The sequence below is a fragment of the Persicitalea jodogahamensis genome (assembly GCF_014651615.1).
Classification (GTDB): domain Bacteria; phylum Bacteroidota; class Bacteroidia; order Cytophagales; family Spirosomataceae; genus Persicitalea; species Persicitalea jodogahamensis.
Window position 1 is genome coordinate 878389 of sequence record NZ_BMXF01000001.1, and the last position, 15095, is coordinate 893483.

General features: G+C 48.5%; 14 protein-coding genes. 9 read left to right on the forward strand and 5 right to left on the reverse strand.

Annotation, left to right across the window (positions count from 1 at the left end; translation table 11 throughout):
- Nucleotides 1-7 precede the first annotated feature (7 nt).
- From IE117_RS03615 to IE117_RS03650, 8 genes are all read left to right on the forward strand, one after another.
- A complete protein-coding gene (locus IE117_RS03615; protein ID WP_189562965.1) occupies nt 8-2311 on the forward strand; it encodes a DUF4331 family protein in 2304 nt (767 codons plus the stop codon).
- 138 nt (nt 2312-2449) lie between these two features.
- Nucleotides 2450-3766: a tetratricopeptide repeat protein gene (locus IE117_RS03620; RefSeq protein ID WP_229580265.1), complete on the forward strand. Its 1317-nt coding sequence runs from the start codon at nt 2450-2452 to the stop codon at nt 3764-3766.
- Nucleotides 3767-3893: 127 nt separating this feature from the next.
- Nucleotides 3894-4952, forward strand: a complete 1059-nt coding sequence (locus IE117_RS03625) for a saccharopine dehydrogenase family protein (protein ID WP_189562966.1) — start codon at nt 3894-3896, stop codon at nt 4950-4952.
- A 33-nt stretch (nt 4953-4985) separates the two neighbouring features.
- Entirely contained in the window at nt 4986-6530 is a 1545-nt protein-coding gene (gene amaB, locus IE117_RS03630; protein WP_374757959.1) for an L-piperidine-6-carboxylate dehydrogenase, read from the forward strand.
- A gap of 87 nt (nt 6531-6617) precedes the next feature.
- On the forward strand, nt 6618-6902 hold the full coding sequence (locus IE117_RS03635; RefSeq protein ID WP_189562968.1) for a PqqD family peptide modification chaperone: 285 nt from the start codon (nt 6618-6620) through the stop codon (nt 6900-6902).
- Nucleotides 6903-6953: 51 nt separating this feature from the next.
- Nucleotides 6954-7355, forward strand: coding sequence for a lasso peptide biosynthesis B2 protein (locus IE117_RS03640; protein ID WP_262893097.1), 402 nt, complete (start codon nt 6954-6956; stop codon nt 7353-7355).
- 21 nt (nt 7356-7376) lie between these two features.
- A complete protein-coding gene (locus tag IE117_RS03645; RefSeq protein ID WP_189562970.1) occupies nt 7377-8282 on the forward strand; it encodes a phosphoenolpyruvate carboxykinase (ATP) in 906 nt (301 codons plus the stop codon).
- A 9-nt stretch (nt 8283-8291) separates the two neighbouring features.
- Nucleotides 8292-9413: a nucleotidyltransferase domain-containing protein gene (locus tag IE117_RS03650; RefSeq protein WP_229580275.1), complete on the forward strand. Its 1122-nt coding sequence runs from the start codon at nt 8292-8294 to the stop codon at nt 9411-9413.
- Between the two features lie 138 nt (nt 9414-9551).
- Here the strand turns inward: IE117_RS03650 and ftsH are convergent, their stop codons facing one another.
- Entirely contained in the window at nt 9552-11639 is a 2088-nt protein-coding gene (gene ftsH / locus IE117_RS03655; protein ID WP_189562972.1) for an ATP-dependent zinc metalloprotease FtsH, read from the reverse strand.
- Between the two features lie 100 nt (nt 11640-11739).
- Complete coding sequence (gene rsfS, locus IE117_RS03660; protein ID WP_189562973.1) at nt 11740-12123, reverse strand: ribosome silencing factor; 384 nt, start codon at nt 12121-12123, stop codon at nt 11740-11742.
- Nucleotides 12124-12248: 125 nt separating this feature from the next.
- Between rsfS and IE117_RS03665 the strand changes: the two genes are divergently transcribed.
- Entirely contained in the window at nt 12249-12977 is a 729-nt protein-coding gene (locus tag IE117_RS03665; RefSeq protein WP_229580277.1) for a biotin--[acetyl-CoA-carboxylase] ligase, read from the forward strand.
- Here IE117_RS03665 and IE117_RS03670 read toward each other — a convergent pair.
- From IE117_RS03670 to IE117_RS03680, 3 genes are all read right to left on the reverse strand, one after another.
- The gene (locus IE117_RS03670; protein ID WP_189562975.1) at nt 12955-13308 is read right to left on the reverse strand and encodes a transmembrane 220 family protein; all 354 of its coding nucleotides are present in this window, start codon (nt 13306-13308) and stop codon (nt 12955-12957) included. The two genes, IE117_RS03665 and IE117_RS03670, sit on opposite strands and share 23 nt — an antisense overlap.
- Nucleotides 13309-13442: 134 nt before the next feature.
- Entirely contained in the window at nt 13443-14036 is a 594-nt protein-coding gene (locus IE117_RS03675) for a T9SS type A sorting domain-containing protein (RefSeq protein ID WP_189562976.1), read from the reverse strand.
- A 126-nt stretch (nt 14037-14162) separates the two neighbouring features.
- Complete coding sequence (locus IE117_RS03680) at nt 14163-14888, reverse strand: tetratricopeptide repeat protein (protein ID WP_229580279.1); 726 nt, start codon at nt 14886-14888, stop codon at nt 14163-14165.
- Nucleotides 14889-15095: the final 207 nt, after the last annotated feature.

Below are 15095 nucleotides of genomic sequence, written 5' to 3' on the forward strand. Positions count from 1 at the left end.
GAGCAAAATGAAAAATCTCTTATATTTTATCGCAGGGCTTCTGGCGGTAGTGTGTCTTCAGCCTTCGTCGGCGGTTGCCTCCTCGCACCGTGAAGCACCCCTGATTTCTAACGACCCCCTGGCCGACAATACTGACTTATATGCATTCAGGAGTCCGGCTAACGACCAAAATGTAGTACTGATTGCGAACTACATTCCTTTCGAGCATCCCGCTGGCGGTCCCAACTGGTACTCGTTCGGAGAGCGTATTCGGTACGAAATTCACGTTGACAACAATGCAGGAACGCCCGGCTCGGAAATTATTTACCGTTTCGAGTTCAAGCAGATGAATGAGGACCCCACTACCTTCTTCAATATCCGTCTGGGTAAAGAAAATCTGAAAACTACCTATACCTGCCAACGTAGCATGGATGGCGGTCGCTCTTTCCAGACAATCATTTCCAATGGCGTTGTTCCACCACCCAACATTGGTCCTCGTTCCATTGACAACAGTACCGTTGGATTGGGCACTACTTATGACAAACAGGTTGAAAAGGGTATCATGACCGCCAGCACCGGCGAGAAGATTTTTGCTGGACCAGTAGATGATCCTTTCTTTGTGGATCTGGGTATCTTTGATTTGGGAGCGGTTCGATCAGATAACCCGCGTGATGCGGTAGCGAGATTCAACTGCCATTCTATCGTGATTGAGGTGCCGATTGCAACATTGCAGCGGGACCGGAAGCCAGTGTCTGAAGCCAAGAATATTCTCGACGGTGATTATGTGATTGGCGTTTACGCTTCGGCCAGCCGCCAAATGATCAAGACACTTTATGACGGAGGTGACGTAGGGTACGATGGTGAGTACCGCCAGGTTTCGCGTCTAGGTATGCCTTTAACCAACGAAGCCATTATTCCAATCGGGATGAAAGATCGGTGGAATGCGACTAAGCCTTCCGATGATTTACAGTTCGCCAAGTATTTCTCAAACCCGGAGTTGGCTCTTTATATGGACGACTCTCAGTTTGGAACCGCTGTTCCGGGCTTGGCTCCGCTACGCATTCAAACCAACTCCCTCGGTGCTTTCGACTTCCGCAACGGAAAACCTGGCCTGTTTAGCTTGAAAGGAACTGAATCCGTAAAAGGAACGGCCTTAGACGAAGCAGCGTTCGGTAGCATTTTATTGCCGGATAACAAAAGCCCTCGTGCGGTGGACCTGCTGCCTATTTTCTACACTGGGGTTCCAAACCTGCCTCCCTACCAGTTAGCTACCGGCAAAGGTGGCCGGGCATTGAGAGCAGGTAAGCCTTTTATCAATAATTTCTTGCCTACCTTGGGCGATTTGCTTCGCCTAAATATGGCGGTGCCTGTGACTCCCCGGACTAGTGCTGATTTTAGTTCGCTTGGCTTGGTTCAGGCGGCGGTACTCGGCCTGACCGATGCTCGCTACAATGCCAGTGCCGATATGCAGTTTATTCCGAATATGGACGGTTTTCCGAACGGACGTCGCCTTGAGGATGATGTGACTACGATCGAATTACAGGCAGTTGGCGGAGCGGTGCTGGCAGCCATCGGCTTGTGGTACGATGACTTTATCCCTGGTACCACGGCTAGTCCCGTGACGCCTAACTTGGTCAGTGTACTTGGCTTCAAAGCAGGTCCCACCAAGAATGACAAGCCATTCAAGACTATGTTCCCTTATGAAGCTGAACCATGGAGAGGTTTCCAGGGACCGAGCTACGAAGGCAAGAAGGTGGATGCTCCCGCGCCGCCAGCCAGCATGGAGTTTGCCGTGCGGGTGAAAAGCTTCTCCTGCACCAATGGCGACATCGTGTTTGAAGCCGTGAATCCTGCTCCCGGCAAGACGGTTGAGTACTCAGCCGCCGGAGTGTCTGTATGGACAACTAACCCCAACCTACGAGTAGAGCAAGAGTTGTTTTGGGACAATAACAGCAGCGGGGTACTGACTCTCAAAGCGCGTTACCTGAATGAGCCAGGCTCTCAGGTGTCTATGGAATATGACTTCCGTAAGCAGTGCAGTCGGGCACGTATGGCAGCAGAGCCAACCAACGCTACCGCTTCCTTCTCGATCAATGTATTAGGTAACCCAACCAATAAGGATGTCGTAGCGTTTGACCTGCGTGGTAATGCTGGTGAAGCAATGGAGATTGGTGTTTCAGATGCAAGCGGACGCACACTGAGCCACGCTGCCTTTAACGCTACTGGTAACGTAGAGCGTAGAAGTGTGCGGATTGGCCGTGCTCCCGGTATCTACTTCCTGAAAGTAGGGACGCCGAAAGAGACCCGTACCATCAAACTATTGCGTGAGTAGAAAACGAAAGCTCCTGGTTTTGTTATTTGCTAGTGAGTTGAAATAGATAGGTTATGCCGGAGATGGGTGCACGAGACAGGATTTCCCGTGCATTTATCTCCGGTTGACTTTTTGGGCATAATCAAAAAACATTATAATATGAAAACGAATATTTCCCGTGCAGGTCGTCTCCTGTTTTTTGCTCTTTCCATTTGTGCTGCTACCTCACTACTGACAAGTTGCGCAGACAAGGAGGGGAATACAGAAAATGCAGCCGATGCTTCTCCGATGAGCATTCCACCGCTTTTTCAACGGACAGGTGAACTCTCCAAAGCAGATGAATGGTCTCGGACGATTGAGAAAGTGGACGAGCTCAAAGCCAAAATTTCCAAAGATCCCAACGATGTGAAGGCACGGCTGCAAATCGCCACAATTTACATGGCTGAGGCCCGCATTACGGGCGAACACCCGTATTATTATCCTGCCGTCCTGAAAATTCTGGATGGCGTCCTGAGCATCGACCCCCGCAATTTTGAGGCTACTACCTTCAAGGCATCCGTCAAGATGTCGCAACACCAATTCGCAGAAGCACGCGACCTCGCCGAACAAGCCCGACAGATCAACCCCGACAATGCCTATGTCTATGGTGTGTTGGTGGATGCTAATGTCGAACTGGGTGATTACGAGCAGGCTGTTGCGATGTCGGACAAAATGCAGGCCATGAAACCCTCGCTTGAATCTTACTCGCGGGCTTCTTACCTGAGGGAAATTTACGGAAACTACCCTGGTGCCATTTCCGCCATGCAGCTGGCCGTTGACGCCGGATTACCGGGCTCCGAACCCTACTGCTGGTCTAAGTATACATTGGCTCATCTCTATACGATCACTGGGCAGCTCGATAAAGCGGAAAGAGAATACGCCGAGATATTGGCTGTTCGCCCCAGCTATGCTTTCGCACTGGGTGGACAAGCTCACGTACAGAGATTGCGGAAACAATATGACAAAGCCCTTGCCACGCTCGACCAAGCGGCGGCTATTATGCCTGAATTCTCTTTTCATGAAGAAATGGCCGAAATCTACGCCTTGCAGGGGGATCAACAAAAAGCCGCCGACAAGTACGTTGAAGTGGTAACTATGCTGGATGAAGACGCGCAGTCAGGCCACTCAGTGGATCTGGAGATGTGTAAGCTTTACACCAAGCTAGGCAAACTGGATTCTGCTGCGGTGTACGGTCAGCGTGAATATAGTAAGCGTCCTAAAAACATTGACGTCAACCATGCGATGGCGGCAGTGGCTTTCAAGCAGGACAATGTAAAGAAAGCCCAGGAATACATAGAAGTGGCTATGCGTACGGGTAGTAAAAACCCCGAACTGCTGCGTCAGGCCAGTGAAATCGAACTGGCAATGGGAAACGAACAGGAAAGTAAGAAGCTGATTGCTGAAGCCCGCAAGGTTAATCCGAACCCGGTGCTTTGAACTGATTCCTGATTAAAAACCTTAAAAACCCTCCTCCCGTTGCTCCCGGAGAAGGGTTTTTGTTTTCTCGTGCAAAACGTATATTTGTAAATAGCGTTTGCGAAAGCTTTATTTCTAATATTCTCTTATGAAGAAGATTCTGGTCGTCGGCATGGGCAAAGTTGGGGCGCTGGTCGGAACTTTGCTGAGTAAGCAATTTGAGGTTACAGGCCTGGACAAAGAGCAACTCGTCTCACCACTTTCCTTCCCCGTGGTCGAAGGCAATGTAGCGGATGGGGTTTCTCTGGAAAAAACGATGACGGGCTTCGATGCGGTAGTTTCCTGCATGCCCTATAACCTCAATCTTCCTATTGCCAGACTGGCTTACAAACTTGGCATTCATTACTTCGATCTGACTGAGGACGTGCCGACGACCACAGCGATCCGCGAGATGGCGCGCGACAGCCGGGGTGTCATGGCCCCGCAGTGTGGCCTGGCGCCGGGCTTTATTGGCATCGTAGGTGCTGATTTGGCCGCACGGTTTACCAAACTACGAGACATCGAGTTGCGAGTGGGTGCCTTGCCGCGATATCCTAATGGACTGATGGGTTACTCCTTTACTTGGTCTCCGGCTGGTGTTATCAACGAATATATCAATGACGCCGAGGTCATCCATAATGGTGCCCGCAAAACAGTTTCCTCCCTAGATGGTACTGAGGTCATTAATATCGAAGGCCAGGAATTCGAGGCTTTTACCACATCGGGCGGATTGGGCACGATGTGCGAAACCTACGAAGGTCGGGTCGATACGCTCAATTACAAGACCATACGCTATCCCGGCCACGCCAAACTCATGCGTTTTCTGCTTTACGAACTGATTCTGAAAAACAAGCGGGAACTCATTGAGCAAATTCTTACCGAAGCCAAGCCCCCCGTGCAGGAAGACGTAGTCTATGTCTATGCCGTGGTGGAGGGATGGAAAAATGATCAGCTTGCCCGTGAAGAATTTTACGAAGCCTACCATCCCATCGAGATCGACGGCCAGCATTGGCGGGCTATTTCCTGGACCACAGCGGCCTCTGTCGCGGCGGTGGTGGAAATGGTTGCGATTGGTAGTCTGCCTCAAAAAGGGTTTATCAAGCAGGAAGATATTTCTTTGGAAAAGCTTTTGGAAACGGAAAATGGGGCTTTTTACCGAAAAGCATGAATTTTAAAAGCCTTTAGTATAAAGTTTTCAACTATTAACTCATTGACTCAATTGAATGATTTTCTGAATCTGCTGAATATTAAGACTCAAAACCCCGGCCTCAGCACCGGACAAGAATCCTGGGATGGTCAGGGCGTTTTACTGGAATCCTATTCTCCGGTGAATGGGAGATGCATTGCCTCGACGAAGGAAGCATCGCGGGAGGACTATGACCGCGTGATTTCAACGGCTCAGGCCGCCTTCAAGGAATGGCGCCAGAAACCCGCACCGCTGAGGGGGGAAATTGTCCGGCAAATGGGCGAACGATTCAGGCAAAACAAACAGGCCTTAGGCGAATTGGTAAGCTATGAAATGGGTAAAAGTCTACAGGAAGGACTGGGGGAAGTGCAGGAAATCATCGATATCTGCGACTTCGCCGTGGGACTGTCACGGCAGTTGTACGGCCTTACCATGCACAGTGAACGTCCCGCGCACCGCATGTACGAACAGTGGCACCCCCTTGGTGTAGTTGGCATCATTTCAGCTTTCAACTTTCCTGTGGCCGTCTGGTCCTGGAACGCCATGATCGCCTGGGTTTGCGGCGATGTGTGCATCTGGAAGCCATCGGAAAAAACACCGCTTACGGCCATTGCTTGTCAAAATATCATAATAGATGTGTTGAAAGCCAATAATGTACCCGAAGGCGTGTCATGTTTGGTAGTAGGAGGCCGTAATGTAGGCGAGTGGATCGCCGACGACGCCCGGATCGCCCTGGTATCTGCTACGGGCAGCACCCGCATGGGTCGGGCCGTGGCCGAGTCTGTCGGGCGGCGATTGGGCAAGAGTTTGCTGGAATTAGGGGGTAACAATGCGATCATCGTTACTCCAGAGGCTGACTTGACAGTCGCAATTCCTGCGATAGTTTTCGGGGCAGTCGGTACCGCTGGCCAGCGATGCACCAGCACCCGACGGCTTATTGTTCATGCCAGCATTTACGACGAAATGAAGCAGCGATTGCAAAAGGCCTACAATCAGCTTCGTATAGGCGATCCGCTCAATGCGAATAATCATGTCGGGCCGCTCATCGACGAGCAGGCTGTGGCTAGTTACGAAGCAACGGTTAGAGAGGTTTTGTCGCAAGGAGGTGCCTTTGTAATAGAACCAGAGGTACTTCGCGGTGACGGATTTGGTTCGGGCTGTTATGTGCGCCCATGCGTGGCCGAAGCGGAGAACAACTGGGCCATAGTGCAGCAGGAAACCTTTGCGCCGATTTTGTATTTAATTAAATACAATACGCTGGAAGAGGCCATCGAAATTCAAAACAATGTGCCCCAGGGGCTATCGTCGGCAATTTTCACACTTAACATGCGCGAAGCGGAACGTTTTCTTTCAGCGTCAGGTAGTGACTGCGGTATCGCCAACGTTAACATCGGTACTTCGGGAGCCGAAATCGGTGGTGCTTTTGGTGGCGAAAAAGAAACTGGCGGCGGGCGGGAATCGGGCTCTGACGCATGGAAAGCCTACATGCGCCGACAAACGAATACGCTAAATTATGGTACGGATTTGCCTTTGGCTCAGGGTATTACTTTTGAGCTTTGAGGTAGTTTTCGGGAAAAGTACCAATGCATAATTCGTTCGGGAGGTATATTTGCTATTTTTGTGATTATTTTCAAAAAGCTTTTACCAATGAACGAATTGAGTGGCAAAGAATTCAAACTGTCCTCCGCGCAGGTTTCATCCAACGTGGCAGACGAGGTAGTTATCCTAAATCACGACAAGGGCGTGTATTATGGCCTTGGTGAGGTAGGAGCGACGTTATGGAGTGCTTTGGAGAGCGGCCCCAAGTCGTTCGACGAACTATGTGCAGTAGTTACGGCTGAATATGAAGTTGACAGAGAAACCTGCGAAGCAGATGTTGCCGCCCTGCTAAGTGAATTGATGCACGAAAAATTGGTCGAAGCCGACTCATAGATAACTATTTCTTTGCGACAGAGAAAAACGCTTTGGGAAAAGGCCCGAAAATTGAGGGCTGAGCAGTGGGTTTTTCTAGCGAAAGCCGTTGCCACACTGCTCATTATCAAAGTGAGTTTGAAGCTGTTTACATTTGATAAATTTAAAAGATTGTTCTCTCGAATGACAAAAACCGGGAGCCATCTCACCCGCAGTGACCTTTACGTTGAGGATACCGCCTGGGCAGTACGAACTGCGGCTCACGTTTTGCCCGTTTCGCTCACCTGTCTGCCCCAAGCTTTGGCAGTCAAGTACTTACTACGGAATTATGCAAATCTACCATTGAATATAGGTGTACAGCAGTCAGCCATCAATGGATTTGAAGCTCACGCCTGGGTCGAGCGAGCGGGGCAGATTATCATTGGAGAATGGCCCGAAGGTAAAACGTACCGCGCCCTGTGGGTGTGGGAATGATCCTGGAAAACCAACCCACTCATGTCGCTTTACCGAGCATTCGATTTACGTATACACTCAGAAATACTGCTGCCGGAATTGATTCCGTTAGAAAATGCCGACCAAGAGGCCGATGTTAAAATCGTGCGTTCAACGGTGGATTTTCCCGATCTGGAACCTACATCGATTCATCGTCGCGGGATCATGGCTCAAAGTGCAGAAGACGTAAATGGGGCCATTTATCTGCGTTGGGAAGGAGTGGCTGGATATAAAGCAGTGAACGGTGATACACTTTATATTGAACCGTATACTGATGATGCAGAATTGCTAAGCCTTTTTACGGTGAGTGAGGCATTGGGTTGCATTCTTCTACAACGCGGACTTTTACTACTTCATGCCAGTTCGGTTCAAGTAGGTAGTGTGGCCTATAGTTTTCTGGGAGAACCAGGCGCAGGAAAATCCACTACAGCGACTGCTTTTGTGAAACATGGATCTCATTTGCTCAGTGATGATCTTACCGCAATATGTTTTGACGACAACAATCGTCCTTTTGTACTTCCGGCTTATCCCCAATTGAAAATTTGGGAAAATACGGTAAACGGACTGAATTTCGATAAGTCGGAACTTACACCCGTCGCCGAGGGAATCAATAAGTTTTCTCTACGCCCCGGCGTTAATTTTCCTGCCGAACCCATACCTCTGGCGAAAATCTTCCTTCTGCATGATAGGCCTGAACTTCCCGCTACCCAAAAATTTTCGCCAGTTGAAGCTCCTATTGAGTTAGTAAGGCACTTTCCCCTTAGCGCTCGTTTGCTACGAGGTAAAGTGCACCAGAGGCACTTTCAGCAAAGCTCCTGGTGTGCCACCCACGCCCAGATATGGAACAAACGGCGCCCTGCCGGGTTTGCAGCTTTGGAAAAGTGGGTATCAGAACAACACTCTGCTTAGCATTTGCGAATGGACAGACTCTTGGAAAACATAAGTCCCGAGTTAAAGTTGCTGCTCATTGCTGCTAACCCAAACCACTATTCAAGCCACATACAGTGGTTGGACTTGGATTGGCACCGCGTGGAAGAATTGGTAGACTGGCATCAGACTCAAGCCTTGCTATATCGAGAAATAAGAAGCAGGCCAGAGATTCCAGCAAAATTCATGCAGTCGATGCAAAGTGATGCTACCGCCACTGCAGTTGGGAATATGATTTTGGCCAAAGAGTCCGACCGTCTGATGAAGCTACTCCATGACAACGGAGTGGATGCATTCCTGATGAAGGGCGCTTTATGGGCCACACTCTATTATGAAGAAATCGGGTTGCGTGAATTTGGTGACATTGATTTTTTTATTAACAGGCCTGATGTGGACAAAAGTGTAGTTGTAATGGATAAAGCGGGTTACATAGCTGATAAATACCGCGCTTATTTGTTGAGCGACCCTATTAGAAGTAACCTGTACTTCACCACTGACTACCAATTGCCATTGGAGGCCAAAATCACTCAACTTATTAAATCTGTTGAGTTGCAATGGCAAGTTTCTTACCCGCGCCTCGCATTTTCGTTGGATTGGTCGGATTTGATGGCTTGTCCAGAGGAACACCTAATTGCAGGAAAAACCATTCGGGTACCGCGGGCAGAAAATCAATTCTTAATGATGATTGTACATCATGTAGGTATAGAGGAATTGGACAAACTAAAATACGGAATGGATCTTGTCATGCTTCTACGTAAGGTTGGAGATGCCCTTGACTGGGACTACATTTTTTCAAAATCTAGAGAAAAAGGCTTTTTTCGGTTAGTAACAATGGGACTTCAAGTTGCTAGAATGCTGGATAAGCGAATCACTTTTCCAGTGTCTGTGCATTCGAAAATAGAAAACGTAGAAAACAGTGAATTTATAATGAGTGCCTTAAAGCATTGGGAAGATACTCGACATAAACCTCTGACTAAATCATGGCGAATCGTCCTACATCAGTTGAAATACCGAGACCGTTGGACCGATAGGTGGCATATTTTAAAAGCTCACGGTAGATATATAACCCAATTTAATCTGCTCTACCACAAAGCCCGCTGGTATCTCCGTTGATCTGATTCTTTGGAATGTTGAGCGGACTTGAAAATATTATAGTTTATAAGGGTCTGATAACCAAACAAGTGATTAAATAAAATGAGCGGTAAGATGTCTATCTTCCGCTCATTTTATTTAATCACTTGTTGTTACTCCTCAGGCTTTTGGTTCCACTGTCGGATCAACTACTTCAGCTTCCACCACAACAGCATCGGAATCTTCCTTTTCCTCAAGGCGTTTCTCCTCCTCCGCATGTTTCACCGCTTCTTCGTGGACAGCGGCTTCCTCACGAGAGCGGCGATTGACATAAGCCTGGTAATTGGTTTCCTTTTCGTAAGGGCGCTTACCGATCAGTGTTTCCAGATCGCTTTGGAAGAGAATTTCCTTTTCCAATAATTCCTGGGCGATTATTTCTAACTGCTCACGCTTGTCGCGTAGCATAGTCAACACATGCTGATAGGCCTTGTCCACTAATAACCGCACCTCGTGGTCGATCTTTTCCGCCGTGTTTTCCGAATAGGGCTTAGTGAAGTTATAGTCTGATTGCTTGGAATCGTAAAACGAAATATTGCCGATTTTATCATTCATACCGTACATAGTCACCATGCTATAGGCAACCTTCGTAACACGTTCCAGATCGCTCAACGCTCCGGTAGATATCTTACCGAAAACCACGTCTTCGGCCGCACGACCACCCAGGGTCATGCACATTTCGTCAAACAGCTGCTCGGTACGGTACAAGTACTGCTCGCGTGGCAGGTACTGCGCGTATCCCAGCGCAGCCACTCCCCGGGGAACAATCGTCACCTTCACCAATGGGTCAGCATGTTCGAGGTACCAGCCCGCCACCGCGTGACCAGCTTCGTGGTAAGCCACAATTTGCTTTTCTTCGGGTGAAATCAATTTGTTTTTCTTCTCCAAGCCTCCAATGACCCGGTCCATCGCATCCTGAAAATCCTGCATGGTTACGCTCTCGCGATCACGACGGGCAGCAATAAGAGCCGCTTCGTTACAAACGTTAGCGATCTCCGCTCCGGCAAAACCAGGCGTTTGAGCGGCCAACTTCTGAATGTCCACATCTTCCGAAATCTTGATCGGTTTCAAGTGGACTTTGAAGATAGCCTCACGGCCAATGACATCGGGTTTGTCCACGGATATCTGGCGATCGAAGCGGCCAGGTCTCAGCAGGGCTGAGTCCAGCACGTCAGGGCGGTTGGTAGCAGCTACGATAATAATGCCAGAGTCGGTCGCGAAGCCGTCCATTTCCACCAACAACGAGTTCAAAGTATTCTCGCGCTCATCATTGGAACCAGGCATGCCACCCCGTCCACGAGAACGGCCCACGGCGTCGATTTCGTCGATGAATATGATGCAAGGAGCTTTTTCCTTGGCCTGTTTGAAGAGGTCACGCACACGGGCAGCACCAACTCCCACAAACATTTCCACAAAATCAGAACCAGATAACGAAAAGAAAGGTACTTCAGCCTCACCTGCGACGGCCTTAGCCAGCAATGTTTTACCTGTGCCCGGAGGGCCTACCAGCAGCGCTCCTTTTGGTATCTTAGCCCCAAGTTTCTTGAACTTGTCGGGACTTTTCAGGTAGTCTACGATTTCTTTAATTTCTTCCTTGGCTTCATCCAATCCGGCTACGTCGTTGAAGGTGATTTTTACCTTGTTCTCCGCATCGAAAAGGGTGGCTCGCGAACGGCCGATATTGAACAACTGTCCACCCGGCCCTACGCCGCCGGACATTCGGCCCAGCAGGAAATACATGACTACGATCATGACAATGAAGAAACCCCACGTACCGATCCAACTGGACCAGTCGCCTCTAGCTTCAATCTTGTATTCGATCTTCTCCCCGTCCGGGATGCCTTCCTGTATCTTTTCAAGATCCTTTTTGAAGGTCTCAGCAGAAGTGATCTGGAACTGGTAGTGCGGGGCAGCTTCTCCGCCAAAGTAGTTGTTCTCCTTGGCGATGACCTGATACTTATCTTTGCGAAGCGCTTCGGGTTTCAGTGATACTTCCACCTTATTGTCGTTCACAATAGTAACGCGGGCCACTTCCTTATCGGCCACCATCTTCTCAAAACGCTTTTGACTGATGTCACGCAGCGTAGTGGATTTATTCAAATACGTAATCCCCAGAATCGTCGCAATCAGGGCCGCTATAATCCAGCCTTGATACCCGCGTTGCGGGCTTTTCGGATTCAGGGGATTTCTTTTATTATCGTTATCAGACATTATAGTTTAGCATTAATATAGATTTTGGTACTTATCAACGTCAACCGGGGGATTAATGTTCAGAGTGGCTAGATGCCTTAAATACCTATCCCCAGATTGGTCAGGCGGCAGTCTCTTCAATGAGAGTTCGCTCGGCGTCGCCCCAAAGCTCTTCGATGTCGTAGTATTGGCGACGATCTTTCTTGAAAACGTGCGCTACCACGTCAACGTAATCGATTAAAATCCACTCACGATTTTCTTTTCCTTCTTTATGCCACGGATCCTCGGCTATGGCCTTATGAACTTCAAACTCCACCGAATCGGCGATGGCGTCGATCTGGGTGTCGGATGTACCCGAGCAGATTACGAAATAGTCGGCGATTGCGTTTTTTACCTGACGAAGATCAAGGATGGCGACGTCTTGTCCCTTCTTCTCAATCATTCCTTTGACGACAAGCTGGGAGAGGTCTTGTGAAGATACTTCTTTATTTTTGCGTTGTTTCATGCATTGTGTTTAACAGTAATGGGTCGGAAAGCAGAGCTTGTCATCGACCATAAATAAAAGTATAAATTTTTACAAAAGAAGTGTACGATTCTTGCACAAAAACTCTGTTTTTCGGTAAAAAGATAGTGTATCTGCCAACTTGTCACTCTACCAACGACATTGCGACTGAATTAGTACGCAATGGAAAGCTGGCAGACGGCGCGGTGATCATCACCGATGAGCAAACTGGCGGACGGGGTCAACACGGCACCAGCTGGCTGACTAGTCGTGGTCAGAATTTCACGCTTTCGGTGGTATTGATGCCGACTTTTCTTTCCCTTTCAGAACATTTTCTACTTAGCCAATCTATCGCCTTAGGTATCAGAAACTATCTGGCAGACTTTGTCAGTAATATTTGGATCAAGTGGCCTAACGATTTGTATATAAATGATTTGAAAGTAGGTGGTGTACTTATTGAAAACGCTTTGCAGGGAACCCGAATCGCGCACTCTGTTGTAGGCATCGGTCTGAACATCAATCAGGCTGATTTTTCATCCGTTCCCTCTGGCCGAGTCACATCATTGCGTTTGGAAACCGGGATGACTTTTCACTTGGCCGAACAACTTCCCCGGCTGCTGTTGGAATTGGAAAAGGTGTATTTAAGGCTTCGGGCGGGCCGTTCGGAAAGCGTTCGTATTGAGTACAGGCAACACCTGTTGGGATTAGGGCAAAAGCGAGTCTACAGCATAGGTGGCCAATTGGTGGAAGGTACCATCATGGGTGTAAGCCTTACTGGGAAATTACGGCTCGAATTAGCCAATGGCGAGATATGCGAGTTTGATATTAAGGAAATCAAATGGCAGTGGGCGGATTGACCCTGGCGCGCCACCCTAAAAATGCCATTGCTAAGGCGCAGATGCCCAGCCCGAACGATTCGCGAGCGAGTTCTATATTAAGGCTGTGCATTTCCAGCTCGCCAAAAAAAACACCTTCAAAGGCCGGAGGCCATTGCATTATGGCTCCTGCCACGTAAACAGCGGCCATGATGAAGAAAACCCATGATGGCCACAGTTCGCGATGGGCCATGTAACACGCTAAGGCCGCCATGGAATAGACAGGAACCCAAATTTCAGGATCAGGATCATTGAACTGGAAGTAGGAAAAGAGCAGGAATACAAAGCCGAGGATTGCAATGATAATTTTCATGGTAGTGGTAGGTTGAAGACTTTTACCAGAGTCGGTTTTTACCAAAAGAATGCTACCATAAAATGATACCCATTGTGCACAAAAAAAGCGGCAAGAGTGCTCTTCGCCGCTTTATGTATGTGTATAGTGAGTGGTTAATTCTGCTTTATTATTTTATGGGTTTTGCGTCCGTTTGGTGTGGTCAATGTACATATGTAGACACCTTCGGGCAGCGAATCAGACTCGAAGGTCAGGCGGTGGGTGCCTTCAGGTTGCGCCTTATCGGTGAGTAGCCGCGAAATAGTCACACCGCGCAGGTCAACGATGCTGACGCTCACTGTCGAAGCCTCAGGAATGGTATACTCGATCAGGGTGTTCTGAGCGAAAGGATTTGGATAGGAACCGAGTGCAAACACATTGTCCTCCCATGACTTATTATTCATTTCCACGGCCTTACAAGGCGCAATAGTGGCCTCAAAAACCGCTCCCGGCTTCACCTCGAAACCGGCCGTTAGGGTAACCGACTGCCCCGCTCGATAAGCTACGTCACCCGATTGTACAAGGTTGGCGGCTGTAAGGTGCTGACTGGCTTGCTCAACAACTTTGGCTCCCGATAATGGCGCGGTCAGTGTAGTAGTGGTGGGACAGTCCTGCGCCTGTGCGATTGTGGCTAATACTGTAAAAGCACCTATGAAAAGAGTAGGGAATTTCTTCATCGTTTTAAAGCTTTTGTCTGATTGTGGTTTCATCTGGTTGTGAGATGTCAGCGCTATTCTAAATCAAATATAATTTTTTAATGCAGGAAAGGCTACTCTGACTGCCAGATATTTCAATAAAAATTATCAAACGGCGGATTTCTACCTAAAAGAGAATAACTACGGAGCACAATATTTGCTGCTGGCTGCGACGGCCTCGGCGAACCCCAACCGCTCAGCCTGCTTGAAACTAAGGCACGCCAGTTCTTTCTCCCCATTTTCGTACTGGCTTAATCCAAGGCCATAAAAAGCCTTACCAAACTTCGGGTCATTGCGTGTAGCTCGGTTGAAAGCCAGGGTTGCCTGGGCGTATTCTTGCTGGCGATAATAAGTATTGCCCAAATTGTACCAGGCTAACGGATTCCCCTCATCAAGCTGTACGGCTTTTTTAAAATCCTGAATAGCCATGGGAATTTGATCCAGTAAAGCATACACTTGTCCGCGATTCAGGTAAATGTCAGCGGTGTCAGGAGCAAGTTGCGCAGCACGACTGTAATCAGAGAGGGCGGAATCAAGTTGATTTTGAGCAGAGAAAAGGAGAGCCCGATTAAAATAAGGGAGATATAGTTCCGGATTAATCTGAATAGCCTGTCTGTAATCGAGCATTGCATTGGGGTATTCCTTCAACTCAAAGTAGGCTACGCCCCGACTGTTGAAGGCTTCAGCATTTTCTAAATCTTTCTCGATGGCTTGATTGAGATAACCAATGCCTTCGCGCGTTTTGCCCTCACGTAACAAAACCTTCCCCTTTTCGAGGTAAGCGTCGGAAGAATCCTTACACCCGAAGAGAAAAAGGGTTAAAAATGAAAGTGAAAAGAGGAATAATCGCGCTCTACTATGTGTCAAACTGCTTGTTGTTAGGTACTTACTGTAAAAAGAGTTGTCCATTTTTGATTCTCAACCGTATGTTGCTCCGCAAAAGTACAGCAGAAAGCTTTGCGGATGGTTTTTTCTTGTTTAGAAAATGTCCTTATCTTTGCACGGGCAAATCGGAACTACCAGCTCCTGCTGAATCCCCCAGGTCTTGACAGAAGCAAGGGTAGGTGGTCGTAG